The sequence below is a fragment of the Halostagnicola kamekurae genome (genome assembly GCF_900116205.1).
Lineage (GTDB): Archaea > Halobacteriota > Halobacteria > Halobacteriales > Natrialbaceae > Halostagnicola > Halostagnicola kamekurae.
On record NZ_FOZS01000004.1, the window covers coordinates 440,201 to 466,894 of the forward strand.

General features: G+C 60.8%; 22 protein-coding genes. 6 read left to right on the top strand and 16 right to left on the bottom strand.

Going from position 1 to position 26,694, the window contains the following annotated elements:
* Positions 1–7: 7 nt before the first annotated feature.
* A complete protein-coding gene (locus tag BM348_RS18255; RefSeq protein WP_092907152.1) occupies positions 8–1,096 on the bottom strand; it encodes a Gfo/Idh/MocA family protein in 1,089 nt (362 codons plus the stop codon).
* Between the two features lie 291 nt (positions 1,097–1,387).
* Between BM348_RS18255 and BM348_RS18260 the strand changes: the two genes are divergently transcribed.
* The gene (locus BM348_RS18260) at positions 1,388–2,497 is read left to right on the top strand and encodes a Gfo/Idh/MocA family protein (RefSeq protein WP_092907154.1); all 1,110 of its coding nucleotides are present in this window, start codon (positions 1,388–1,390) and stop codon (positions 2,495–2,497) included.
* A gap of 183 nt (positions 2,498–2,680) precedes the next feature.
* Here BM348_RS18260 and BM348_RS18265 read toward each other — a convergent pair whose 3' ends face one another.
* The 6 genes from BM348_RS18265 to BM348_RS18295 form a co-directional block, all read right to left on the bottom strand.
* A complete protein-coding gene (locus tag BM348_RS18265) occupies positions 2,681–3,484 on the bottom strand; it encodes a sugar phosphate isomerase/epimerase family protein (RefSeq protein WP_092907156.1) in 804 nt (267 codons plus the stop codon).
* Positions 3,485–3,581: 97 nt separating this feature from the next.
* Positions 3,582–4,736, bottom strand: coding sequence for a scyllo-inosose 3-dehydrogenase (iolM, locus tag BM348_RS18270; protein WP_092907158.1), 1,155 nt, complete (start codon positions 4,734–4,736; stop codon positions 3,582–3,584).
* A 104-nt stretch (positions 4,737–4,840) separates the two neighbouring features.
* Positions 4,841–6,583, bottom strand: coding sequence for a thiamine pyrophosphate-binding protein (locus BM348_RS18275; protein WP_092907160.1), 1,743 nt, complete (start codon positions 6,581–6,583; stop codon positions 4,841–4,843).
* Between the two features lie 193 nt (positions 6,584–6,776).
* Complete coding sequence (locus BM348_RS18280) at positions 6,777–7,796, bottom strand: LLM class flavin-dependent oxidoreductase (protein ID WP_092907255.1); 1,020 nt, start codon at positions 7,794–7,796, stop codon at positions 6,777–6,779.
* 147 nt (positions 7,797–7,943) lie between these two features.
* Entirely contained in the window at positions 7,944–9,182 is a 1,239-nt protein-coding gene (locus BM348_RS18285; protein ID WP_092907162.1) for a mandelate racemase/muconate lactonizing enzyme family protein, read from the bottom strand.
* A gap of 485 nt (positions 9,183–9,667) precedes the next feature.
* A complete protein-coding gene (locus BM348_RS18295; RefSeq protein WP_092907166.1) occupies positions 9,668–11,167 on the bottom strand; it encodes a CoA-acylating methylmalonate-semialdehyde dehydrogenase in 1,500 nt (499 codons plus the stop codon).
* A 168-nt stretch (positions 11,168–11,335) separates the two neighbouring features.
* Between BM348_RS18295 and BM348_RS18300 the strand changes: the two genes are divergently transcribed.
* From BM348_RS18300 to BM348_RS18310, 3 genes are all read left to right on the top strand, one after another.
* Positions 11,336–12,103 (top strand): IclR family transcriptional regulator, encoded by a 768-nt coding sequence (locus BM348_RS18300; protein ID WP_092907168.1) that lies wholly within the window; start codon positions 11,336–11,338, stop codon positions 12,101–12,103.
* Positions 12,104–12,380: 277 nt separating this feature from the next.
* Positions 12,381–13,403: a C-terminal binding protein gene (locus BM348_RS18305; protein WP_092907170.1), complete on the top strand. Its 1,023-nt coding sequence runs from the start codon at positions 12,381–12,383 to the stop codon at positions 13,401–13,403.
* 122 nt (positions 13,404–13,525) lie between these two features.
* Positions 13,526–14,356, top strand: a complete 831-nt coding sequence (locus BM348_RS18310; protein ID WP_092907172.1) for a sugar phosphate isomerase/epimerase family protein — start codon at positions 13,526–13,528, stop codon at positions 14,354–14,356.
* Positions 14,357–14,484: 128 nt separating this feature from the next.
* Here the strand turns inward: BM348_RS18310 and BM348_RS18315 are convergent, their stop codons facing one another.
* The 6 genes from BM348_RS18315 to BM348_RS18340 all read right to left on the bottom strand — a co-directional run bounded on the left by BM348_RS18315 (position 14,485) and on the right by BM348_RS18340 (position 20,635).
* On the bottom strand, positions 14,485–15,414 hold the full coding sequence (locus BM348_RS18315) for a DMT family transporter (RefSeq protein ID WP_092907174.1): 930 nt from the start codon (positions 15,412–15,414) through the stop codon (positions 14,485–14,487).
* Positions 15,415–15,675: 261 nt separating this feature from the next.
* Complete coding sequence (locus tag BM348_RS18320; protein ID WP_092907176.1) at positions 15,676–16,110, bottom strand: universal stress protein; 435 nt, start codon at positions 16,108–16,110, stop codon at positions 15,676–15,678.
* 184 nt (positions 16,111–16,294) lie between these two features.
* A complete protein-coding gene (locus BM348_RS18325) occupies positions 16,295–17,452 on the bottom strand; it encodes an ABC transporter ATP-binding protein (protein WP_092907178.1) in 1,158 nt (385 codons plus the stop codon).
* Between the two features lie 54 nt (positions 17,453–17,506).
* The gene (locus BM348_RS18330) at positions 17,507–18,415 is read right to left on the bottom strand and encodes a carbohydrate ABC transporter permease (RefSeq protein WP_092907180.1); all 909 of its coding nucleotides are present in this window, start codon (positions 18,413–18,415) and stop codon (positions 17,507–17,509) included.
* A 2-nt stretch (positions 18,416–18,417) separates the two neighbouring features.
* Complete coding sequence (locus BM348_RS18335; protein WP_092907182.1) at positions 18,418–19,362, bottom strand: carbohydrate ABC transporter permease; 945 nt, start codon at positions 19,360–19,362, stop codon at positions 18,418–18,420.
* Between the two features lie 22 nt (positions 19,363–19,384).
* Entirely contained in the window at positions 19,385–20,635 is a 1,251-nt protein-coding gene (locus tag BM348_RS18340; protein ID WP_245779532.1) for an extracellular solute-binding protein, read from the bottom strand.
* Between the two features lie 424 nt (positions 20,636–21,059).
* On the opposite strand from BM348_RS18340, the gene BM348_RS18345 reads away from it, so the two are divergent.
* Positions 21,060–21,857 (top strand): HpcH/HpaI aldolase family protein, encoded by a 798-nt coding sequence (locus BM348_RS18345; protein ID WP_092907186.1) that lies wholly within the window; start codon positions 21,060–21,062, stop codon positions 21,855–21,857.
* 108 nt (positions 21,858–21,965) lie between these two features.
* Here the strand turns inward: BM348_RS18345 and BM348_RS18350 are convergent, their stop codons facing one another.
* Entirely contained in the window at positions 21,966–23,027 is a 1,062-nt protein-coding gene (locus BM348_RS18350) for a Gfo/Idh/MocA family protein (protein ID WP_092907188.1), read from the bottom strand.
* 316 nt (positions 23,028–23,343) lie between these two features.
* Positions 23,344–24,414 (bottom strand): glucose 1-dehydrogenase, encoded by a 1,071-nt coding sequence (locus BM348_RS18355; RefSeq protein WP_092907190.1) that lies wholly within the window; start codon positions 24,412–24,414, stop codon positions 23,344–23,346.
* Positions 24,415–25,286: 872 nt separating this feature from the next.
* Between BM348_RS18355 and BM348_RS18360 the strand changes: the two genes are divergently transcribed.
* Positions 25,287–26,051, top strand: a complete 765-nt coding sequence (locus BM348_RS18360) for an IclR family transcriptional regulator (RefSeq protein ID WP_092907192.1) — start codon at positions 25,287–25,289, stop codon at positions 26,049–26,051.
* Between the two features lie 277 nt (positions 26,052–26,328).
* Here BM348_RS18360 and BM348_RS18365 read toward each other — a convergent pair.
* Positions 26,329–26,694, bottom strand: a 366-nt coding sequence (locus BM348_RS18365) for a GntP family permease (RefSeq protein WP_217642040.1), incomplete at its 5' end; no start/stop codon positions are given.

Here is a 26,694-nt window from a genome sequence, read left to right on the forward strand (position 1 = left end):
CCGTCGGTTATCGGCTGACGCTACCCGACTCGCCGACCTGGTCGTACGTCCGAACGAGGTCGGCGATGAGTTCGACGTCCCGCTTCGATTCCTCCGGCGGCGTCCGCGGAGTAGCCGACCCGTCGATGCACTCGAGGAAGTGTCGGAGTTCGCGCTTGAACGGCTCGTCCGAGGACGGCGTGTGCCGCGTTTCCGTCGTCTTCGCCGTGCCGAGTTTGGTGCGGACGTCCGACGGCGTGTTCTTGATGAACGCGTTCGAAAATTCGATCGACGCCGATCCCTCGGGTGCGTCGACGCGGATCCGTTCGTCGTACCACTTTCGATCGCTCGTTCCGGCCTTCAGCAGGCACCGGCGATCGCCTTCGTAGCGAAGCTGTGCGGTGATGAACTGCCAGTCGCCAAAGATGTCGACATGGTCGATCCGCTCGACCGAACCGAACGCCGATCGCAGCGCGTTGACGTCGTGACAGATGCTCTCGAGGTGGAAGTCGTAGGCCTTCGAGAGCGTCTCGTCGTCGGTTCCGATCGCCCGTTCGACTTGCTTTCGGCGCGTTTCGTTGCTCTCCTCGATGAACGAGTCCGCGAGGTCGGCATAGACGATATCGTAGTTTTCCTCGAGGACAGAGCCGACATCCGGTGGGATGACGGTACTCGTCACGAGATCAATCTCGGAGAGGTCGTCGAGTCCGGACTGGAATCGCTGGAAGCCGGGATCGAACCGTTTCATGTACCCGACCATACAGACCGCGTCCGACTCCTCGGCCGCATCGACGACTCGCTGGGCGTCTGCCGGCGTCACGGCCACCGGCTTCTCGACGAACGTATGCAAGTCCGCCTCGAGTGCGGCGATGGCGACCTCCGCGTGGGTGTGCATCGGCGTCGTGATGACCACGCCGTCGAGCGCGTCGGCCTGAGCTTCGATCAGCGCGGTGCTCTCCGTGTACCGGTTGGGGACGTTGTACCGGTCACCGAACGTCTCGACCACGTTCTTGCCCGGGTCCGCGATTGCGTGAATGTCAGCTTCGGGCAGTTCCGCGAGGTACGGAACGTGCATGATCTGTGCGATAGCGCCGACACCGATAACTCCGAGTTTCATCTCGAGAGGAGGTTGTCCGTCGTCCCACAAATAATTTGCTAACGAGTACCACGCGATGCCGAGCATCGCGGTTGGATCGCGGCTCGAGTCGGGGAGACGACGACCGAGACGCCGCGGACACTATCCCGGTATCTATTTGCCCAATGCGACCAATCCACTCGGTATGCGGTCGCACACTCGTCTCGGGGGGAGACCCGAGACCAAAACAAACGGACGACAGGGTAGAGTACGACCTCGAGTCGAGACGAAATCGGTCGCGGTGACTACAGCACACGGCGGAGGTCGATTCCGATGACGCTGCGCGTCGGGTTCATCGGCTACGGCTTCATGGGACAGGCCCACGCGAACGCGCTGGCCCGCCTCCCGATGTTCTTTCCCGAGGCGCCCGAGACGGAGCGACACGTCCTCTGTGGGCGCAACGAGGAACGCGTCGCCGCTGCCGCCGATCGGTTCGGGTTCTCCCACACGACCGACGACTGGGAGACGCTCGTCCACGAGGTGGACGTCCTCTACAACCTCGGTCCGAACGACCTGCACGCCGAACCGACGATCGCGGCCCTCGAGAACGACGTTCACGTCCTCTGTGAGAAACCGCTCGCGAAGAGCCTCGAGAGCGCAGAGCGGATGGTCGAAGCCGCAGGTGAGAGCGACGCCGTCGCCGCGTGCGCGTTCAACTACCGGTACGTCCCAGCGCTTCGGCTGGCGAAGGAGTTGATCGAGCAGGGTGCACTCGGGCAGATCCGCCACGTTCGCGGAACTTATCTCGTCGACTGGCAGGCCAACCCGGATCATCCGTGGGTCTGGCGCAATAACGCCGATCGGGCAGGGTACGGCCAGGTCGGTGACGTGGGCTCGCACACGATCGATCTCGCTCGCTGGCTCGTCGGGGAGATCACCGACGTCAGCGGACGACTCGCGACGCTGGTCGACGAACGGCCCACATCCGACGGCGAGGGCACGCGACCGGTGACGACCGACGACATCTATCTCGCGACGGCGTCGTTCGAATCGGGTGCGGTCGGCGTCTTCGACGGCTCGAGCGTGGCGTCTGGCCACAAGGCGACCAACGCGATCGAAATTATCGGCTCCGAGGGCGCGGTTCGATTCGACCTCGAGCGGCTCAACGAACTCGAGGTGTACGACGCCGATCGACGGGGCTACGAGCGGATCGTGGTCACCGACGAGGACGATCCGTACGGCCACCGCTGGTGGCCGGCCGGTCACACGATCGGCTGGGAACACACGGTCGTCCACGAGAACTACGAGTTCCTGCGTGCGATCGACGGCGAGAGCGACAATATCGTCTCCTTCGAATCGGCGTTGACGGTACAGCGGATCATCGACGCAATCGTCCAGAGTGACGATCGAGGCGAGCGAGTCGCGCTCGAGACCGAGACCTGATCGTACCGGCAGTACAGACGAACAGGCCGGTCAGGAAAAATCGTCGTCATACCCGAAGACGCGCGCCGTCACGTCAATCGTCGATCACTCGGGTGCCGATCAACACTGACGCGGTCGTCGCTCGGTTCGCGGGAACAAATCCGCTTTCGCAGTCGGTGTGTCTTCCGACCGCCGAGACTACACTTACGCACCCGTCGCGTCGTTCCAGTGATCGATGTTGCGCTTCGCGTGGACGAGCCTGTCGTTGCGCTCGTTCTCGATTTCGATCGTGATCTGTCCGTCGTACCCGATCTGCTCGAGCGCCGCGTCGACGGCCTCGAAGTCGATGACGCCTGCGCCGAGGTCGACGAACGACGTCAGGAACACGAAGAGGCTGTCGTACTGAACGTTGCCCGCCGAGAGGGTATCGACGTGGTCCTGAAAGTCGACAGTGGGGTCGATGTCTTTGAGGTGAACGTAGGCGATGTCGTCTGCGAATCGGGAGATGCCGTCGATGACGTCGCCGTAGGGCTGGTAGTGTGCCGTGTCGTACAGGAGTTCGAGGTTGTCGGGCGCGCGCTCGAGCCAGTGTGCGATTTCGTCGGGACTTTCGACGTGGGACGCGCCGTGGTGGTGGAGGACGGGCGTCACGCCGGCGTCGGCGGCGGCCGTGCAAATTCGATCGAGCCAGTCGTCGAACGTCTCGTTGGTCTCCTGTCCGCGAGGCGGCGGCAGGATTCCCAGGAACCGCGCGTCGAGCTCCGCGGCGATGGCCGCGCCGTCGACCGCCGCCTCGACGTCTTCCTCGTTGTTGAGCCAGCCGGCCATGACACAGTAGATATCGAGACCGTATTCCTCGAGCGACGATTGCAGCGAATCGACGCCCATGTATTCGACTTTCCCGAGACCAATCTCGACGCCGTCGTACCGACAGGCGGCGAAATCACCGAGACCCTCGGACAGTACCTCCGCTGGATCGTACATGATGGTCGTGTATCCTACGCCCATACAGTGTGAGTGAGTGGACGGACAATAAATGGTGTGGTTCGGTGACGAATCACGTGACTGTATGCCAGCGAAACGAGAACGCGCCGTGGCCCGCCTCTTACACTTCGATGAGAACTTTCCCGTCGACACGCTTTGCGGCCTGCTCGATCGCTGCGTCGGCGTCAGAGAGATCGAATGTCGAGGTGATGATCGGTCGGTTATCGAGTTGGCCGGCGGCCATCAGCCGAATCACTCGAGGGTAGATCTGCTGTCCGGTGTGGCCCTCCGATCCGTAGAGTTGGGCACTGCTTCCCTGGAGCTTCCGCAACGCGATATCGGGATCGGAGCCAGCGTTGCTGATGTGGACCACGTTCGCATTCTCGGCGAGCGTTTCCTGGATAGCCGGATAGGTCTGTGCGACCGCGCCGGCCGTTTCGACGTGAACGTCTGCTCCTTCGCCGTTCGTAATCGACGCGACCGTCTCGACCGGATCGCGTTCGATCGGGTTATAGACGTGGTCGTACCCGAGCTCTCGAGCGACCGCGCGTCGTTCGTCGGCGGGTTCGAACGCGATCACTTCGCCCGCGCCCGCGGCTCTCGAGACGTTCATCCCGGTGAGACCGATCGGTCCGGCCCCGTGGTAGACGTGATAGTCGCCCGGCAAAATCCCCTCGGCGCGGGCGAACAGGCCGTGGTACGTGATGGTGCTCGGTTCGATCGTCGCGGCGGCGCGGAGGGCCTCGTCCTCGGTTTCGAACTCGTCTCGAAGCCTCGAGACGTCCCAGCACAGTTTCTCGGGGACGGCCACGTACTCCGCGAACGCGCCGGGAACGGTAAAGCCGACCTGCTCGAAGTTCTCGCAGTGGCCGTTGAACCCCTGTCGACACATGTTACAGCGCCCGCAGTAGTCGGTCACCTCCGCGGTGACGAGTTCGCCGCCCTCGAAGAGCGACACGTCGTCACCGGTCTCGACGACTTCGCCGGCGAACTCGTGACCGGTCACGTTCGGGAGCCGGAGGTACGCGGAGTAGTGGACGTAGCCATCGTCGTCCGTCTCGAGCATCGAAACGTCGCTCCCGCAGATACCCGCGTATCGAACGCGAACGAGCACTTCGTCGTCGTCGGGCGTCGGTCGCTCCCGCTCGGTCACTCGGAGTTCGGGGTCGCGCCAGACCTGCGAGGCGTTCATCGCCTTCTTCGATTCGCGTTCGACCGCAGAAACGTCGTACGATGCTCGTGGCTCCCAGGTTGCATCCACTACAAGCGATTGCATACCATGGCATTTAGCCGCATCCGATATAATAATACCGAAGTCGGGGACCCCGTCGGGTGTGAAACTGAGCTTTGATCCGACGAAACCTGGCGAAACCGGGGAAGTCAGTCGTCCGCTTCGAGGTCGGCGAGATCCCACTCGCCGGTGATGATCGCACCCGAGTCGGCGTCGTCCGGTTTGACGACGGCTTCGACGAACGCCGGCCCGTCGTACTCGATCGCTTCTTCGAGGGTCGAACTGAGGTTTTCGGGTTTGACGACGCGTTCGGCGAATCCGACGCTGAACGCCTCGGCCATCTTGACGAAGTCGACGTCGTCGTCGGTGTCGAACTCCGTGTTGAGCACGCGATCCCAGCCGTACTTGTCGACCTGCAGGTTCCGGATCGACTTCCAACCGTTGTTGTTGACCACGAACCAGGTCACGTCGATGTCGTGTTCGACCGCACAGGCCATTTCCTGATTACACATCAGAAAGCTCCCGTCGCCCTCGATGTCGACGACCGGTCGATCGGGTTCCGCGAGTTTTGCACCGATCGCGGCGGAGACGCCGAAGCCCATCGTCGAAAACCCGCCACAGGAGACGTTCGTCTGCGGATCGTAGACGGGAAACTCCGGGTTCGTGATCTCCTGCGGTTGGCCCGCACTCGAGACGATTATTCCCTCTCTGGGCAGCGCATCCCGAAGGCTCGAGAGCGCGCGCGGGATGCTCATGGGAACGTCGTTCGTGTGACGGCTTTCGACCCGTTCCTGCCAGTCGGCCCACAGGCGCTGGATCTCGTCGTAGTAGTCGTTGCCTTCGGTCGAAACCTCGTCGATGCGGTCGGAGACGCCGTCGTACAGCTGGTCGGTGACGACCTTGGCGTCGCCGAGGATACCGACTTCGACGGGATAGTTCTTGCCGATCTCCGTGTTATCGATGTCGACGTGGATGAGCTTGCTCGGCGGAATCTCGAAGCTGACCCCCTGTTCGAACGACGAGGTGTGGAGGTCGGAGAACCGACAGCCGATCCCGAGGACAACGTCCGCGTTACTCGCGAGTTCGTTGCCCGCCGAAGAGCCGATCCAGCCCGCGTATCCGACGAAGAGGTCGTGATCTTCGGGGATGATCCCCTTCGCCTGGAAGGTCGGAATGACGGGGGCTTTCAGATGCTCGGCGAGCGCCTGCACTTCGTCCCAGGCCTCGCCGAGCATACAGCCGCCGCCGGGGACGATCACGGGCCGATCGGCGTCGGCGAGCAGGTCGGCGGCCTCCGCTATCGAGTCGGGGTCGCCGCCGGGGCGACTGTGCGTGCGCGTCTCCGCGGGGTCAGGAATTTCTACGTCCGCTGCAGCCCCTTGAACGTCCATCGGAACGTCGACGTGGACCGGGCCCGGGCGACCCGTTACGGCGATCTGGAACGCCCGCCGTAACACTCGAGGGAGCCGTTCGACGTCCTGGACGACGAAGCTTCGTTTCGTGACCGGTTCCATGACGCTGGGGAAGTCGCCGGGCTTCTGTCGATCGAGTTCCTGCAAGATCCCCTGTCCGTACTCGTGTGTCTGTGGCGCGCCGGTGAAGATGACCATCGGGATCGAGTCGACGTACGCGGTCGCGGCACCGGTGACGGTATTGGTCGCGCCGGGACCGATCGACGTAAAGACCGCGAGCGGGTCGCCGGACGCGCGGGCGTAGCCGTCCGCGAGGTGGGTCGCCCCCTGTTCGTGTCGCGGCTGAATTACCTCGACGGTCGAATCGTTGAACGCGTCGAGCAGGTTCGTGCTTCCGTGGCCGGGAATCCCGACCAGGTACTCGACGCCCTCCGCTTCCAGATACTTGGCGATGATCTCTCCGCCAGTCAATTTGGGCATACTGCATGGATTGGTACGGTGTGACATAAATATTGGCACTCGCCTCGTGGCTGAAACGCACAGTCACTATCGAGTCGCCGCTCGAGAAGACGGGACAACACCACCGCAGGGGAACGAACGGCAGGGACAGGATAGAAGCGACAGCACCCAGACGAATGGGATGGGACAGGACAGGAGCCAGATCGATCGGCGACTACAACGACGGAATCACCTCGTCGTTCATCACTTCGAACAGCCGTTCGGGCTCCGGGCTGGTGTTCCCGACCGCGATTCGATCGAACCCCATCTCAGCGTACTCCTCGAGCTGGGCCGCGATCGTGGACGGGTCGTCCGCGATGAGGAACTTCTCCTCGACTTCTTCGCGGGTCGCTTTCTCGCCTTCGGCCTCGATCTCCCTCGGGTCGGCCATCGCCCGGTCGAAGACGTTCTGGGTCGTCGCCCACCACGGGCGCGTCGCCGCGAGCGCTCGCTTGTAGTTTGGGTCGTACGACGCCGTCACGAGTAGGGTCGTTTCGATCGCGTCCGGATCATTCCCCTCCTCCTCGGCGTATCGACGGATCGCGGGATAGAGCCGATCCGTGAACTCAGAACCTTTCTTGACTGTGATGAACCCGTCGGCGTACCGGGCCGCGAGACGAGCGGTACTCGGTCCGTTCGCGGCGATGTGGATCTCCGGCGATTCGTCGGACATCGTGTACAGGTTCGCTTCGTCGAGGTCGAAGCGCTCTCCCTGGTACGTGACGAACCCCTCTTCGTCGATCTGATCGCGGACGCCGTCGCCGAGCCACTCGTCGTCGCCCCAGAGGGCACGTATGATTTCGAGCGATTCCTCGAGCCGATCGCGGCGCTCGGGGTACTCGGGCCAGTCGAAGCCGAGCGGCGTCTCGTTCATCGCCTCGCCGGTCGAGAGCCCGAGCAACACGCGATCGTCGTGGAGGTGTTGCAGCGTGGCAAAGGCCTGGGCTATCATCCCGGGGTGATAGTGGCCGGTCGCCGGCGTCACGCACGTTCCGATCGGCCCGTCGAACCGTTCCGTCGCGGCACCGAGCCAGGACCACGCGAATCCCGACTCCGCCTCGGTGTGAAACCAGGGATGGAAGTGATCCGAGGTCCAGACCGTCTCGTAGCCGCCGTCGGTGGCCCGTTCCCCGTACTCCAGCAGCGTCGACGGGTCGTACTGCTCCTGATGCGCCATGTAATCGATTCGAACCATCGTCACGTGACAGTACGGACGACCGTGCATTAGGTTTTATGTTCGAAAATCAACTTCTCGAGCGAAGCAGACGACCCGTGTCGGAGTCGATGACCAACGACCACGGGGACTCAGTGCTAAAACAGTCGAACCGGGTGCGGTGAGGTGTCAGTCTCGAGTCTTTCGATGTTTCTCGACGACATCCCAGTCGAGTTCGATGCCGAGGCCCGGTTCGTCGGGAACGGTAAGCCGCCCGTTCTGGATGAGCGGTTCGTCCCGCGCGACGAGATCGTCCCACCACGGGACTTCGCGGGCGTGATACTCGAGGGCGACGAAGTTCGGCACCGTCGCGCCGACGTGGGCGGTCGCGACGGTCGCGACCGGGCTGCCGATGTTGTGGGGTATCAATGCCTGATAGTAGGCTTCCGCCATGTCCGCGATCTTCTTGGTCTCCGCGATGCCGCCGGTCTTTGGCACGTCGGGCGCGAGGAAGTCGACCGCCTGGTCCTCGATGAGGTCGCGGAATCCGTGACGGCCGTAGCGGTTCTCCCCGGTCAGTAACGTCACGTCGGTCGATCGCTTTAGCTCCCGCATCGCGTCGGTGTTCTCCGGGGGAAGCGGGTCTTCGATCCAGGCGAGATCGTAGGGCTCGATGGCCCGGCACAGCCGTTCGGCCGTTTCGGGACTGAAGTTCCAGTGGAGGTCGACCGCGACTTCGGCGTCGGTGCCGACCTCCTCGGTGACCGCCTCGACGACCGATCGCTTGTGCTCGATCTCCGGCGGATCGAAGTGTCTCGAGAGCGTGTCGATGTCCCGACCGGACGGGACATCGAGGTCGAACTTGACGGCGTCGAAACCGTCCTCGACCGCCAATCGGGCGGCCCGCGCGTACGCCTCCGGCTCGTAGGTCGTCTCCTCCTGGCCCTCCTCGGCCGAGGACACCATCGCCTCCCCCGCGTGACAGTCGGCGTAGACGCGGACTTCCTCTCGCGTCTTCCCGCCGAGGAGCTGGTAGACCGGTTGGTCGAGTATTTTCCCCGCCGCGTCCCAGAGTGCGATTTCGATACCGCTTATGGCGATTGTTCCGACGCCCCACTGCGAGCCCCGACCGGAGAGGCTCTCGCGCATGAGGTTGTAGAGCCGTTCGACGTCGAGCGGGTTCTCGCCGACGAGTACGGGCCGAAGGTAGTCCGTGACGATTTCGTGGACACCCGGCGAGGGGTAGGCCTCGCCGATGCCGGTCACGCCCCGATCGGTTTCGAGCGTGACGATCGTCCACGGGAAGTTACCGTCGATGACGAACGAATCGACGTCCGTGATTTCCGCCGTCGGTCCGTCTCGGTGGGGCGTCTCGTCGAAATCTGTCCACATCGTCGCCGCGAGCGTGGATGCGAAGTCCTCGTACATAGCTGTGAGTTAGGGTGTGTTCCGTCGATCTGCGATCGATCTCGAGCGGTTCGATCCGGTGGGTCGAACCGTTCCGCCGCGCGGCCGTGTTTCCGACCGATCGCTCGACGCGTCGGTCTCCGTGCGGCCGACACGGGCCAGTGCGACTCGCTTCGAACGCCGCGATGGTGCAGCACAGCGTGGGACGTTCGGATCGCAACCGGTGTCAGCGAGTCGCATTACCAAATCGATTGGGGAGACACCTGTTATAACTTCCGGTGGCGACGAATGCCGTGATCGCTTCGGTGGCTCCGCAGTCGCGGTCCGCTGGCGAGAAGAACGACTCGACGGTGTCAGGACGACGGAGGCGATCGATTCGCAGGCGACAAGACGCGGAATTCGCAGGCGACAAGACGTGTGACTCACAGATGCCAAGACGAAGGAGTCACAGACGCCAAGATGCAGGGTTCACAGACGCCGAGACGTGGGAAGGCGAGGCTCGAGGATTAGCTGTACCACCGTTCGATCTGAATGGTCTTCTCGGTGTAGAAGTTGACCGCATCCTCGCCCTGTGCGTGGAGGTCGCCGAAGAACGACGCTTTGCGCCCGCCGAAGTGGAAAAAGCCCATCGGCGCACAGACGCCGACGTTGACGCCGATGTTGCCCGCATCCACTTCGTACCGGTACTGTCGCGCTTCGCTGCCGGACTCAGTGTAGATCGAAGACGCGTTACCGTACTTCGTCGAGTTGACCATCTCGATCGCCGAATCGAGGTCGTCCGCGTCGGCGAGACACAACACTGGACCGAAGATCTCCGTCTGTGCGATCTCCATGTCAGTCGTCACGCCCTCGAGGAGCGTCGGCCCGAGGAAGTGGCCGTCGAGGTCCTCGTCCGGGTGTTCGAAGTCCCGACCGTCGAGGACGAGTTCGGCCCCCTCCTCGAGCGCCTCGTCGATCAGGTCGAGGACTCGCTCCCGCGAGTCGCCCGTGATGAGCGGGCCGACGTCGGTATCTTCGTCGAGCCCGATGCCGACGGTGAGGTTTTCGGCGGCCTCGATCAACCGTTCGCGGAGGTCGTCGTAGACGGTATCGACGCCCACGACGACGTCGTTGGCGAGACAGCGCTGCCCGGCGTTGCCGTACACCGAGCCGATGATGTTCGGAACCGCCTCGTCCACGGCTGCCTGGTCGGTAACGACGGCGTAGTTTTTCGCGCCGCCCTGTGCCTGGACGCGCTTTCCGTGCTCGGCTGCGGTCTCGTAGACGTGCTTTGCGACCGGGGAGCTCCCGACGAACGAGACGCCCTCGATGTCGTCGTGCTCTAGCAGCGCGTTGACGGTATCCGCGCCGCCGTTGACGAGGTTGACGACGCCGTCCGGGAAGCCGACCGCGTCGACGGCCTCGAAGATGAGCTGGGAGCTCAACGGCACCTTCTCGCTGGGCTTGAGGACGAACGTGTTGCCCGTCGCGACCGCGTACGGTAGGAACCACAGCGGGATCATCGCCGGGAAATTAAACGGCGTGATGGCGGTGAAGACGCCGAGGGGTTGGCGGACGGCGTACTCGTCCATATCGGCGGCCACGTCTTCGACGTTCCCGCTGCCCTCGCGCATCATGTTCGGCATCCCGCAGGCTACCTCGACGTTCTCGATGCCGCGCTTAATTTCGCCGCGGGCCTCCCCGACGGTCTTGCCGTGCTCGCGCGACAGCGCCGTTGCAATCTCCTCGAGACGGTTCTCGAGTTCGGTCTTCAGGTCGAAGAGATACTGTACTCGCTCGACGACGGGCGTCTGTCGCCACTCTTCGAACGCCTCGTCTGCCGTCTGGACCGCTTCGTCGACGGTTTCGACGGTCGAGAATTCGACGGTTGCGAGTTCGTCCCCCGTGGCGGGATCGACGACCGGCTGGGAACTGTCACCCTCCGGTGTCGTCCACCGTCCGCCGACGTAGTTGTCGACGTGGTCACGTACATCTACCGAAACTGCTCGCTCTCGTTGCTCGGACATGCGTCTGGTAGCTTGTGGTACGAACACAAATACGTTACGCTCACTCCGGCGTAAATGCTCGAAATCGGTCGATTTCGGTGAGGATAGGCCATCGTTCGTAAGGTTCAAACACCCACATTCGTTTGGGAGACACAAACAATTTAGTGGCTGGGTGTGCTGTGTACTCACATGGCCAAATCGTCGAAGCCGAGAACGATTCAGGCGGTGGGAATCACGCTCGAGATCATCGATTACCTGCACGAGAACGACAGCGCGCGGATTACCGAGATCGCGGACGAACTGAATCGATCGAAAGGAACGATCCACTGTCATCTGGCGACGCTCCTCGAGAAAGAACACGTCGTCAAAGACGACGAGACCTACCGACTCAGCCTCCGGTACCTCGAACTGGGTGAAGGGGTGAAAGAACGGCTCGGTACCTACGAGGTCGTCACGGACGAACTGGCCGATCTGGCCGAGCAGTCCAACGAGTTAGTGCAATTTGCAACGGAGGAACACGGCCGGGCGGTATACCTCTACAAGACCGGCGGCGAACTGGCCGTCCAGACGGCGTCGTCCGTCGGCAAACGGGAGTACCTTCACTGTATCTCCCTCGGAAAGGCGATTCTCGCTCACTACCCGCGAGAGCGCGTCGAGGAGATCGTCGACGAACACGGATTGCCTGGGTACACGCCGCAAACGATCACCAGCCGCGACGAGCTTTTCGAAGAGCTCGAGACGATTCGAGAGCGGGGGTACGCCTTCGACGACGAGGAGAAAATAGAGGGGCTCCGCTGTGTCGCGGCACCCGTAACGGCCGGCGAAGACGACGTGATCGGCGCGGTGAGCGTCTCCGGTCCCTCGAGTCGAATGACCGGCGATCGGTACCGGGAAGAACTGCCCAACATGGTCACTCGCTCCGCGAACGTCATCGAGATCAACGCCAAGTTCTCCTGAGTTCGTTTGCGACGTTCAAACGGACGTATTTCGACCGGTACTCGGTCGATTCGTGGAATCGCGCCCAATAAGCCACCGAGCGACCGACTGAGGTGAGTACTGAGACCGTTTACACAGGTACACGTGTAACTCCGATCGTCGAACACCGCCCACTGCACCGATACCGCCGACAGAATCGCGCCCGGTTTGACGCTCGCAAAACGACGGGTCGAACTCGAGCGGGCGTTCGGCCGGTAGAAATCCTTATGTGACGAGTCGACGTGGGTCAAAGACGCGTATGACTCAACGCATCGGAGACGTGACCGTCGGTATCACCGCAGGCAGCGAGTTCGATCTCGAGATCGAACGATCCGTGTTCGAGGGGACGGACGCGACGCTTCGCCCGGTCGATATCGGGTCGACCGACGATCTCATCGCGGAGCTGGCCGACGTCGACGCGGTGATCGACCGGTTGCTGGCGGCCCCCTACACGGCGTCGGTCGTCGACGCGCTCGAGGCGTGTGACGTGATCGCCCGCTGTGGCATTGGCGTCGACGGAATCGATCTCGAGCGCGCCGCCCAACGTGGAATGTACGTCCTCAACGTTCCGGAGTACTGCCAGTACGAGGTATCGGAACACACGATGATGCTGTTGCTCGCGGTAGAGCGCACACTCCCAACGTACGACACGGCGATGAAAGACGGCGTGTGGGCGCGGGACGTTACGACGCCGTCGGTCCACCGACTACACGGCCAGACGATGGGACTCGTCGGGTTCGGAACGATCGGGCGACTCGTCGCGGAGAGAGCCGACGCGTTCGGGATGGAGGTCGTCGCGTTCGACCCGCACATCGACGCGACGGAGATGGAGCAAGCGGGGGTCAAAGCGGTCGAGTTCGACGAATTACTGGCGGTTTCGGACGCCGTGTCGCTGCATACGCCACTCGTCGAAGACACCGAAGGCATGCTGGACGCGGCCGCGTTCGAACGGATGAAGGAGACGGCGGTGTTGATAAACGTGGCGCGCGGCGGACTCGTGGTCGAGGACGACCTCGTTGCCGCCCTGCAGTCCGGCGATATCGCCGGTGCCGGACTCGACGTGTTCGACGAGGAACCCTCGAGTCGGGGCGATTCGAACCCGCCGTTTTCGAGTCCGCTTCGGGATCTCGAGCGGGTGATCCTCACCCCGCACGTCGCGTGGTTTTCGAGAGAGGCAAACGACGAACGCCGACGAACGGCCGCTCGAGACGTTCGACGCGTCCTCGCCGGGAAGGAGCCGGAAAACGCCGTCGTGGAACCGTCGTCGGTTCGAGAGACCTGATATCGGGTGTCGGTGGCATCGAAGCCGTACACGGCGACAGCGAGCAGGTGGGGCCCCAGACGACTCGTTCGTCGATCAGTTATCCAGAAGGTATTTTGCAGTGTGTTGCGTTGGTGTCTATCATGGGAACTGGCTACACGACCATCATGTACGACGCCGAAGCTATCGACGATGCGCTGGGCGATATCGCCGCCTGTCAGTACGATGGCGTCGAGATCGGAGTCGAGAAGATCCGTGCGAACGGTGTCGAGCCCGTCGATCGATGGCTCAAAGAGTACGACCTGGAGTTATACCTGGCGATGAGCGAGTGGATCGAATCCGAAGCGGCGGTCCAACGGATGATCGACGACATGCCGACCATCGCCGATCTCGGCGCAGAGTTCGTCGGGATACTGCCGCCACAGCGGGCTCGATACGACACCGGAACCGTCGAGGAATGGCTGTCCCGAATCACCAATGCGGCAGTCGACGCCGGGGTGCGTCCGGTCGTCCACCACCACGGTGCGACCGCTATCGAGGGACCGTCGGAGATTCGCCGCTACCTCGAGGCCATCGACGACCTGGAACTCCTGTTCGATACCGCTCACTACTACCCCTACGGGGACAACTATCCCGACGGCGACCTGACCGACGGCATCGAGCGGTTCGCAGACGACATCGCCTACGTTCACCTCAAAGACGTCGACCCGGTCAAGGACTTCGAAGCGAACCGAGACGCGCTCTCCGAGGCCGACTTCCACCTCGACAACGTCATCAACTACTTCCGGTCGTTCACCGATCTCGGGGACGGCATTCTCGAGTTCGACGCGTTCTACGAGGCGCTGACGGAGGCCGGATACGACGGACACTACACGATCGAAATCGAAAATGAGGTAGATAAACCGCTCATCCACGCCAAGGAGAACTACGACTACTGGTCGTCCGTCGAGGCGGCGAACGCTCGTTCACGCTGATAGCGACCGGACGGGATTCTCGAGTTTTGGGACGACCGTTCGAAAATCGACCGAAACGGCCGCTGACTCGAGGTCTCGAGCACTAATCCGGAGACGACTGTTCTACATCGGCCGGGCGATGACCGACATCAGGCCAGTTGCATCAGCGACGCACCGGCGACGATGACCGCGATGCCACTGAGGATTCGCGGCGAGTGAGGCACTCGTCGAACCGAGAGATACGAAATCACGACGATGACGAGCGGATAAACGTTCGAGAGCGGGACAACGGTGATGACGGTTCCGCGTTGGAGCGCACTGAACCATGCGAGCCAGTTGCCTGCAACGAAAACGCCCGCGACGGTAAACGCCACAAGCGCTAGATTGTCGCGAACGCGAACGCGCGAACGGAGATCCCCAGAACCGCCGAACGCGACGACAAACGCCGCAAGGGCCGTCGTTTGACCAACGGCGGTTCCCAATAGCGGATCGTCGACCCGATTCAATCCGATCGAAACGAGAACGAACGACGCACCGAGTATCCCCATCGCGGCGACCGGGAACAGGAGGTCTCGCCCTTCGGCTCGAGCGAATTCGCTGCGAAGGAGGTCATCCGAATCATCACCTCCCGTCCGCGAGACCTGCAATACGATACAGCCGCCGACGATACACGCCAGCCCGATCGCTGAGGTGATGGTGAACGATTCGCCGAGAACCGGCACGGCCAGCAGCGCAGCGATGGCGGGGTTAGCTCCGACAACGGCACCGGCGACTCGAGCGCCGACGCGGTCGATGCCCCGGAAGTATAACAGCCGAAACGCCGCCGGGTTTCCGAGCCCCGCGATGACGAACGGCGCGAGCCGTCTCGCAGTTACGTCGTCGAACGAGAGGCCGCGGATCGCGAGTAACCCCCAGAAAACGACGACGCTGACGAGGATGGTGACGACTGTCGCAGTTAGTGTCGGCGACGTACGCTCTTCGAAATGGCCGTTTTCCAGCCCGTATTCGACGGAAACGGCCTGCAGTGCCGAAAACACTGACGCGAGCAATGCGAGGGCGGCGCTCAGTTCAAGGATCATTATTGGTGAGGCGAGGAGTTGCGCCGACGGCGAGCGATATCGCGCGACGGGCTGATTCTCGATCGAAGCCAGTAGGTCTGTATCGAATATCGGTCTTGTCTCAAAGTAGCATGGTGTGGGGATACTCGAGACCGGCGAACCGACCTCACGGTCAGATTTCGACTCGTTTGCTGTCTGGAATACCGGTTTGTGGGTTCCGAATACCAGTTTGTGGGTTCGGTTGTCCGAAAAGTCCGATAGCACGGACCGCGTGAACTCAGCTCACTCTGAAACGAACGTAACGGGGCAGGTGGCATTGAGAATGACCGTTTGGGCTGTGCTCCCGAAAATCGCCTTGCCGGCTGGACTCCGCGAGCGCCCCTGAATAACCAGCAGATCGGTGTCTGCCGCGTCGGCCAGCGAGACGAGTTCGGGACCGATCTCGCCGACTGCGCCCCGCGCCTCGACGGGGATATCGGCCGCCTCGAGATCGGTCGCGAGTTCCCGAACCGATTCGCTCCGTCGGGCGACGTCGTCCGGCGACGGTTGGCCATCAAAGTCGAGCCCGGCTACCGTTTCCTCGTAGTCCGCTTCGTCGTAGGATCGTCCCAAGACGACGGTCGCCCCCGTCGAGCGCGCGAGGTCGCGAACGGTCTCGAGAAGTGGGGTTCGATCATCGGCGTCCGTGACGGCGACGAAAATCGTATCTATAGCCATGAACTCGTGTGAGTATTGGTACCCATCTACATATATTTTCCCCTTTTGGCGTCCGTCATCGGAGAACGGAAACTTCGGCGACGGAGTCGTCTCACAAAATTCAACGAGTATGGGGTGGGCTGGTCCCAGTCACACCGTGAGAAGTCGAGGTCGTGGCGGGCGGTTCAGACGCCGAGGAAGGCGATCAGTCCGACGTGGACTCTGCCTGTTGTTTGGTCGCTTTCGTTCGCTCGACCTCTCCGTCGTCGATCCGGTCGCCGGAGCGGACATCGAACCCGTGGACGAGCGGGTCGTCTATCGTCAGCCAGATATCCTCCGTACGCACCGCCTCGACGGTACTGGGTGCTTTCACGGTGAGCTCGATGGAGTCTCCATCCTCGTCGCCGACGAGGACGTCGATGATCTGGTTGTCGCCCTGGGGCTCGGTCACCTTGATCTGTCCGCGAATCGCGTTGTCGACGGGCTCCGTGTGCGCCGTGAAGTACTGCGGTCGAACGCCGAGGACGAACTCGTCGTGATCCCGGTATCGTTCTGCCACGCTCGAGGCCAGCCCGTACTCGAATCCGTCGACGCCGTCGGTCGAGCGAACCACGCCGGACTCGTCCATCTCGACGGTGACGAAGTTCATCGACGGCGAGCCGATGAACCCGGCGACGAACCTGTTTTTGGGTTCGTGGTAGACCTCGTCCGGAGAGCCGATCTGCTGGATGTGACCCTCGTTCATCACCACGAGCTTGTCGCCGAGCGACATCGCCTCCTCCTGATCGTGGGTCACGTAAAGCGTCGTGATGTCGAGTTCGCGCTGGAGCACCTTGATTCGACTGCGCATGCTCAGTTTCAGTTTCGCGTCGAGATTGGCCAGCGGCTCGTCCATCAGGAACACCGACGGCCGCCGAATGATCGCGCGACCGAGCGCGACGCGCTGTTGTTGGCCACCGCTGAGATTGGCGATATCTCGATCGAGTAACTCCGGAATCTCGAGCATCTCTGCGACCTCCTGGACGCGTTCGGTGCGATCCGCGCCGTCGATTCCCGCGACCTTGAGCGGGTAGCCGATGTTCTCTCGCACCGTCATGTGCGGGTAGAGGGCGAAGTTCTGGAACACCATCGCCGCGTTCCGGTTTTTTGGGTGCACGTCGGTGACGTCGTAATCGCCGAGCGTGATCGTCCCGCTGGTCGGTTCGGTGAGGCCGGCGAGACAGCGCAGCGTCGTCGTCTTCCCGCATCCGCTGGGCCCCAGCAGGATGGCGAACTCGCCGTCTTCGACGGTGAGGTCGATGTCCTCGACCGCGATCGTATCTCCGTACCGCTTTTCGACTGAATCGTATTCGACGTTAACCATTGGTGTATACCTCCGTGAATCGCGCGTGTGCGTTGTTCGATCGTGTGCTGTGCGTCATTTGCCGACCGCCCCCATGCTGAATCCGCGGACGAGTTCCTGCCGTGCGACAAACGCGAACAGCAAGACTGGGACGAGCGCGATGGTCCCCGCGACGCTGACGTTGATCCACTGGACCGAGTACTTCGTGACGAACGACGAGAGTCCGACCGGGAGCGTCATCGCCGCGACGTCTTGGGTCAGGATGATCGCGAACAGCAACTCGTTCCACGTGATGATCGTGGTGAAGATCGCGGACGCGAGCAACCCGGGCTTGACCAGCGGAAGAACGACTTTGAAGAACGCCCCGATGTGGGTGTGGCCGTCCAACATCGCGGACTCGACGAGGCTGTCCGGCACCTCCTCGAAGAACCCCTTCATCATCCAGACCGCGAACGGGATGTTGAACATCACGTACACGCAGACGAGACCGTAGAGCGTGTTCACGAGCTGGAAGTTTCGGAAGATGACGAACAGCGGGATGATCGTCACGATCGGCGGCATGAACCGTGTCGAGAGGATGTAAAACGGCAAGTGGAAGTCGAGGTTGTACGGGAAATCGAACGTGACGAACCCGTACGCCGCTGCCGCCCCGATCGTCGTCGCGATGATAGTCGTCACGATCGTGACGATGACGCTGTTGAGGACGTATTGAATGAATTCGGGTCGCTGAGCGAACAACTGAACGAAGTTGTTCACCTGGAAATCGGTCGGGATCCACTGTGGCGGGAACGACAACAGCGCCTCTCGAGACTTGAGTGCGCCGGAGACGAGCCAGTACACCGGGAACAGCGTCCAGACGAGGAAGAAACCGAGCACCGCGTAGGTGGCTGCCTTGCTGATCCCCGTCTCCGCTAAACGCTCTTGTAGTCGCTCGGTTCGGGACGGGTCTTTGAACGGAACGTCGGGTTGTTGATCTGTAGCCATGGTTAGAATTCGATGTCCGCGATTTTGACGAAGCTCATCGCCAGGATGAGGACGACGACGAGCAACGAAATCGCCATCGCCGACGCCTGGCCGAAGTTGCTAAACCGGAACGCGGTCCGGTACATTTCCATGCTGATCACGTTCGTTGCGTTGGACGGACCACCGCGTGTCAGGATGTACACCTTCGCGAACACGCGGAGCGCGTCGACGACGCGAATAATCAAGACGAGCACGATCAGCGACTTCAGGTACGGAAACACGATGTCGACGAACCGACGCCACCGCGGTGCGCCGTCCATGATCGCCGCCTCCTGAATGTCGCTCGGGACGGACTGGAGGCCCGCAAAGATCACCAACACGACGAGTGGCGTCCACTGCCAAACGTCGGTCAGGACGATCGCATATAACGCGATATCGGGATCGCTAATCCAGCCGACGTTTCGACCGAGAAACGGTGCGGCCATGAAGTCGAGCAGCCCATCTGGGGTGTACATGAGCCGCCAGATCAGGCCGATAACCGTCGGTGAGAGGATCATCGGAATCAAGATGAGCGTCTGCCAGAGGCCGCGCAGCTTGATCTTCTTGTTCAAGATGAGCGCGATACCGAAGCCGAGGACGAATTCGAGCCCGACCGCCAACCCGATGAACTTGCCGGTCACTATGAGCGACTCGATGAAGGCGGCGTTGTCCAGCAAGTTGACGTAGTTCTCGATGCCGACGAAGGACGTCCGCCCGGCCGGCAGGTACTGCCGTGTCGACATCTGGACTGCGCGCAAGAGCGGGTAGAACGTCAGCGCGAACAGGAGGAACACGGCCGGAAGGGTCATCAGCCACTTCAGGTGGTCGTCGACCCACAGAAGTACTCGTTCTCGAGTCGACTTCTCGGAGCCCAGTTGCTCCTCGAGGTCGTTGGTCGGACGGACGTCGGTTCCTGTTTCAGTTGCCATTGTTTGATCGTGAAGCGCTCATCTAGTAGTACCCAGCGTTCTCGAGGATCGATTCGGCTTCGTTCTTGGTTTCGCTCACGACGTCTCCCGGACTGAGTTCCCCGGTCAGTGCGCTGTTGAGTTTCTCACCCTGCGTTACGTCGATTTCGTTCCAGAGAGGAGTTCGTGGCCGTGGATTGGCGTTTTGCAGGCTTTCGTACAGCGCCTCGAACCACGGTTGGGCGTCCATGTTCTCTTCAAACGTGTCGTGTCTAAAGGGAACACCCCCGAGTTCCACGTACCGGTTCTGGGCCTCTTTCGAGATGATGGATTGAATGACTGTCCCTGCGTCTTCTTTCCGATCGTCGGAAACGTTCGTATTGATGCCGAGCATCCAATTGCCCTGCATGGGCGCCTGTTGCTCGTCGCCTTCCGGAATCGGAATGAACTCGAGGTTGTCCGATTCGGCGGTGTCGTCGCCAAGCAGCGTCGACGCAGCGGCCGGCCACGCGAGTCCCTGTGCGGCCGATCCATCGCCGATTCGGTTGAGCACCTGATCGCTGTTGAACGATCCGACCCCGTCAGGCGAGATGGATCGAAGCTCTTCGACGAAGAAACTGACGACCTCCTCACCGTCGCTCGTGTCCCACTGGTATCTCCAGTCTTCGTCGAACATATCGCCGAGATTCGACCAACCGATGCTCATGAAGTTCGTGTTAGCCGGGTTGCCACGCTGTCCGCGGATCACGTAACCGTTCGTCTCCTCGAGTTCCTCGTCGATGCGCTGGCCGGCACTGAGGACGTCGTCCCACGTTTCGGGCTCAGAGGCACCCACTTCCTCGTAGTGAGACGTGTTGTACACGAACATCTGCGTATTGCCCACTACGACCTGACCACGTACGGTTTCGTCCATCCCTTCGGCGGACGGCACCGTCGGTGCTCCCGGCGTCGGCCACGTCGCGATGTCGACCGTCGTGTCGATGAGTTGCTCCTCGGGCAGGCCGTCGGGAAGCCACTGCTTTAACGGATCGAGGTAGGTTGCAAAGCGCGGGAACCAGGTGTCGTCCATCAAAATTGCATCGTATCCCGTCCCACCGGTGGTCAACACGCTACTCACCCGTTCGTAGAGGTTTGCGTACGGGAAGATCGTGACGTCGACTGACAGGTCAGTGTCGTCTTCGACGTAATCGTTGACCAGTTCCTGAACGAGTTCACCCTCCCCCGAGACAGCGATGATGTTCACGTCACTGCTGCTACCACCATCCCCACCGAGACACCCAGCTAAGCCAGTCACGGTAGCCACACCAGCGGCGCCAGCCATGAACGTTCGCCGCGATCGACGACTCGAACTGTGAGTCTGAGCCGTGCTTTCGGCTGTATCGCTACGATTCTCTTGACTGCCAATTGTTGGCATATATCCTCATGGTTTTTCTTGGACTATAAATCATGCGGTATATGATGTTTTAGACACATGTTGCCAACGGGTGAAACAGGTGTGAAATTCATAATTCGTGCATATGTGACTATTCGAGTGGTGCACCGGTTATTTCGGTTGAACGCATGTACGTATCGCGGGCCCCCGATCCAGTACGGGGATAAGTATTTATGCCTGATTCTACAAACTGTGGTCACACACAGTACGAAAGTACTCTCGAGCCCCGTCGATGGGCGAGCGAGCCCGTTGGCCGCTCCGGAGAGCGACACAGCACGAGCAAACTATGACAACGCTAAAACGCAAATTCGGTACCGAAACGAATCTCGTCGGTGCGTGGCTCTCGATCGGCCACCCCACGGTCGCAGAAGTAACGGCGACGAGCGGATTTGATTTCGTTCTTATCGATACCGAACATACGACGTTGAGTCTGGAAACGGTCGAAGATATGTCCCGCGCTGTCGATGCCGCCGCTGGAGACACGAAAACGCTGGTTCGAGTCCCATCGGACGATCCCGTTCGAATCAAGCGGGTACTGGATATCGGCGTCGCGGGGATCATGGTCCCGAGTATTGAGACTGCCACGGAAGCACGAAAAATCGTCCAGTCAGTCACCTATCCCCCGGAGGGAATTCGGGGCGTCGCATCGGGTCGTGCAGCGGCATACGGCGACGACTTTCAGCAGTACGTCGAGACGGCAAGCGAGACGATCACGACGGTCGTACAGATCGAAACCCAGACCGGACTCGACAACGCCGACGCGATAGCCGCGGTCGACGGCATCGACGCCGTCTTCGTGGGTCCCGCCGATCTCTCCGCCAATCTGGGCATCTTCGGCGAATGGGAGAACGACCGCCTCGATACGGCCATCGATCGGGTGGTGAGTGCGGGAGAGAGCGCCGAGATCCCGGTCGGAACGCTCGTCGTCGATCCGGCAGACATCGAAACGCGCGTCGAGCAGGAGTTCGACTTCCTCATCGTCGGAAAGGATACGACTCACCTGTCGACCGCAAACGAGCGCATACGCGAGCGATACGAAAAGGAGGTCTCACAGCAGACGGCGACCTCGCTGAGCGAAGACTGACTGGTTTCGTCTCACGTCACAACGTCGATTTCTCGATCGCAGGTCGAACCGGGACGACTTGCCGTATCTCGGTGCAAACCGTCTGGTTCCGAATCTCGAGGTGTCGAATTACTCGCGGCCGTGAGCGAAAAGCGACGCGATCAGTTCGACGTCGGCACACGCCTCGGAGATCGGAGTCGGAACCGCAGCGCCGTCCCGGGAACACGCGATAAATCGCTCGAGCTCGCGTTTGAAACTCTCCTCTCGCGTCGGGCTGTACTGACAGTCGACCGTTTCCTCGGTGCCAGACCTGATAGACAGCGACGCCGAATTGTATTTGACGAACGGATGGTCGAACTCGAGTGAGAGCATCCGATCGGGCGTGTCGATCCGGAGGAACTGCTCGTGCCAGTGCCGGTTGGAATCGCCGGTCTGGAGGACACAGCGCTCGCCGCCGTCGAAAACGAGGTGCGCGGTGGCGAAGTAGCCGTCACGGACGAAATCGACGTGCTCGATCGAGGCGACGTCGCCGAAGAGCCCTCGAAGCGCGTTGACGTCGTGACAGATGTGCTCGAGTTGAAAGTCGTACGCTGCGGCGAGATCGTCGTCGTCGGTCTCGATCGCTTGTTTACACTGTCGACGCCGTCGCTCGGTGCTCCGCTCGATAAACGAATCAGACAGTTCCGGTTCGACGAGATCGTAGATATCCGGCAGGGATTTCGAGAAGTCAGCATCGACTGCGTAGTCGGTGATACTGTCGATTTGCTCGACATCTGTGAGTTCGTCGGCCAGTCGCTCGTAGGCCAGTTCGAAGCGGCGATTGTACGCGACCATCGCGGTCGCATCGCTCTGCTCGGCGACCGTCGCAAGCTGTCGCGCATCCGCCGGTCGAACGGCAAGCGGTTTCTCGACGAGCGTATCGAGGCCGGACTCGAGCGTCGTTTCGACGATGTCAGCGTGTGTCTGCATCGGCGTCGTTATAATCACGGCGTCGATATCGGACTCGTCGATCAACTGCTGTGCCTCCGTATAGCGTCGCTCCGGCGGCACGTTGTATCGTTCGCCGAGCGCCTCAATCACGTTCTCCGCGGGGTCGCATATCGCGGCGAGTTCCGCATCCGGAATTTCGACGACGTTCGGGATGTGCATGATCTGTGCGATGGTCCCGCAGCCGATAATACCAAACCTCATAAACGCAGATTCGAAGAGCGATTACTAAAAGCTTCCTCCGCGTCGAGTCCGTCCGTCATCGTCGTCTCGAGAAATGAATCCGTTTGAACCCCGATGGCTAGTTCGTTCGATGCTCGCAAACAGATAGTGACGTCGCTTTCCAACCGGATCGCTTCTCCGGCTGGGACTCGGAACGGCAACCGCTAGTGTAACCATCCATACGGTCTGTGACGGTCGAGACGAAATTACACGTGTTGAACGGCGATGGTGGCATACAAGCTAAGCCGAGCGAGCCAAGCCCACAGAGAAAGGGGGTCACAGCGGTTTTACTCCCAACCTACCCGTCGAACGAGAGGACCGATTTCAGCGTGTCAGGGGAATCTTCGAACGCCGCATCGATTTCGTCGAGTCCGTAGCGGCCAGTCACGAGTTCGTCTAATAGCGGTTTCGGTGCCGTCTCGAGCCACTCTACAGCAGCCTCGAAGTGGCGTTTGCGAGAGTTGACCACGCCGAGTAGCGCCTTGTTCGTGACGACGAGCTCCGAGTGGAACGCGCCGCAATCGACGTCGAACGTCATCGACTCGTCCGGAATCCCCTGAACGGTCGCGACGCCGTTCGGAGCGAGGGCGAAGACCGCATCAACGGCGTGTTTCGGATACCCGGTGGTCTCGAAGACGTAGTCTACCGGGTCGTGTTCGTCGGCGAACGCGGCCACGGGCAGCTCCCGCGAATCGACGTATGTGCTTCCCACACCTTCGATAACGTCGATCGTTGGATCCGGACGATCGCGTCGCCCGAGACAGTACGTCCGCGCGAACTCCTCGCCCGTCTCGAGACGGACAGTTGCGAGCAACCCGAGGTTGCCGTTTCCGAGCACGAACGCGCTCTCTGGACGCCAGTCGAACGCCGACCTGGCCGCGAAGGCCTGCTCAAGGGATTTCTCTATCAGGCTCGCCGGTTCAACGAGAAACCCGTAGGAGGCGATAGCATCGGGAATACGGACCAGATGCGCCGGGTCACTCGTGAAATACTCCGCCATGTAGCCGTGCATTCCCGTGATCCCCCGCTCGTGGAACGTCCCGGGCGGAGCCATATCGAGTTCTCCGTTCGTATCGAACCGCGTTTCGTGATCCGGGGAGCGCCGAACCAGCGGCGTTACGACGTCACCCGCTTCGAACGCGCTTCCGTTCGGATCGCAGACGACGCCCACCGCTTCGTGGCCGAGAACGAGGTGATTTTCGCCGTTCGGTGGTTGGCCGCCGATATCGCCGGCGACGATTCGCCTATCCGAACCGTCGATCCCGACCTCGAGAGTCCGTACCAACACTTCTCCGTCCGCAGGAGACGGTTTCTCGGTCTCGATGAGACGGACGTCCGACTCGTCTGGGAAGTACGCGACAGCGTCCATTTCGATGTAGTGTGATATTGGCACACAAAATGTTTGCCCTCACGGGAGCGGGAATTGCTTTTGAACCTCACGAACGACCGGCGTTTATCGCGAAACGCAGCCTACGCGTCGGCCCAACTATCTGCCGAACTAGCGTCGATGGCCGTCAAGGTCGCTCACAGATGTTTGGGAGAGACAAACGTACGACGGTGAGTACGCCGGTCGATCTGCGGTCTGACTCACTTCTATTGACAGGACGGTACAATTCCGATTTAGCGCACCCAATAGGGGAACGACTGAACGGCGGTGTCAGGAGGTAATTTGTGAGACAAGCAGATCGGAGTTGTTGTTTAGAACACCGACCGATTCCCTGTTCTGTGAGTCTTCTGCGTCGAAGTTAGCGGGACGAAGCTTGTCCAGGTTGCTCGCGACGTTTCCAGATGGTTGTAGACGACGAATTCCGGTTGTGATTGGAAACTCTTTACAGTAGTATGGTCGTAATTCTACGAAGTATGGCCTGGTGATAGGAGCCTGTTCTGGCAGTTGAGTCAGGCAGAAATAGCTGTTATGGAATACTAAACAAAACGAAGGGTCGTCGGTTATTATCCCGTATCCAATTATTTGATTACATCTATAGTTTAGAAGTATATACCACTACGATCGCCTTAATGGGGATAATATTGCGATCTCGGGATTCGATACAGCGATTCCGAATATTTATCTCTGGTGAACTTACGTTCATTATTTATGAACACATATCTGCCGACCACAGCCGCAAATGCCGTACTACGGCGAGAAAACTGCGTTGTCGGCTTTTCGTGTCGAAGAATCGCTTACCGATTCGCGATTCATAAACACATGTTTATATATGATGGTTGGTTACTAGGTGTACTATGGGTGAGAAAGCGAACAATCCCGTCAAATCGATCGTTACCACGTTCAATATCGTCCAGGCATTGCGTCGACAGGATGGAGCGGGTGTTACCGAACTGGCCACCGAACTCGATCTCCCGAAGAGTAGCGTGTACAACTATCTAAGCACCCTAGAGCAAGAGGAGTACGTCGTCAAGCGAGACGGGAAGTACCATCTCGGGCTTCGGTTTCTCGACCTTGGCCGATACGTTCGCGAGCGCGACGAACTCTACGAGACGGCCCGTCCCGAACTCGAGTCGATCGCGGCCGAAACAGACGAACTGGTCAATCTGTTGGTCGAGGAGCACGGTCAGGGCGTTTACGTCTGCCGAGTCCGCGGCGATCAAGCGGTCAACGTCGCGGCGAGTACCGGCCACCGAGTCTCGCTCCACAACACGGGACTCGGGAAGGCGATCCTCGCGTACCTTCCCGAAGACCGCGTCGACGAAATCCTCGACGAACACGGGATGGAGGCTGCTACCCCCCACTCGATAACCGATCGCGAGGAACTCAAGCGAGAACTCGATCGCATTCGAGAGGAAGGAGTGGCCTACGACCGCGAGGAACGGATCGACGGTCTCTGCTGTGTCGCCGTTCCGATTCTGGATCCCGACGATCGACCGATCGGTTCGCTCAGCGTCGCCGGCCCGACGAGCCGAATGAAGCGGGACCGACTCGAGACGGAGTTACCGGAACTCCTCGCGAGCGCAGCCAACGTGATCGAACTGAACCTCACATACTCCTGACCGGGCGTGTTTCTATCCCGTAAAGCTGTTCATCAATGATAAACAAGGGTTTAGCGAGGTTCCAACTATACTTTGGTCCCATAAGCAGAAGGATGTAGGCAGTACCGCAACCGGTCCCAGATTCCTGGGCAGAAAGCACCGCGGTAAGATGCGGATCGATTGTGACTGTTATACCGAGGAATCGAGTACGAAGCGCGACGGTTCGCACCGAATACTCGCACCCAGATCGTTGGCGATCGACCCAATAAAACCGGAGGACACAAAATCGGGGTTATCCTCAGGCCAGCGGAAGGACCGTCGAAAAGACGAGTGTGCTCAACAGGCCGACCAGCCCGATGAGGATGGTCGCAACGGTCCAGGTCTTCAGCGTCTCAGCCTGCGTCAGACCCCCGATCTCTTTGACGATCCAGAACCCGCTGTCGTTGTACCACGAACAGAACGACGCGCCCGCGCCGATTGACATAACCAAGTACGCGACGTTGACGTCGAGCCCGCTCGCTAACGGGGCCATAATCCCGGCCGTGGTAACGATCGCAACCGTCGCCGATCCCTGAACGACGCGGACTCCCGCGGCGATCACCCACGCGGTCACGAGCAGTCCGAGACCGATCCCTTCCAGCCCGTTCGCGATATACTGACCGGC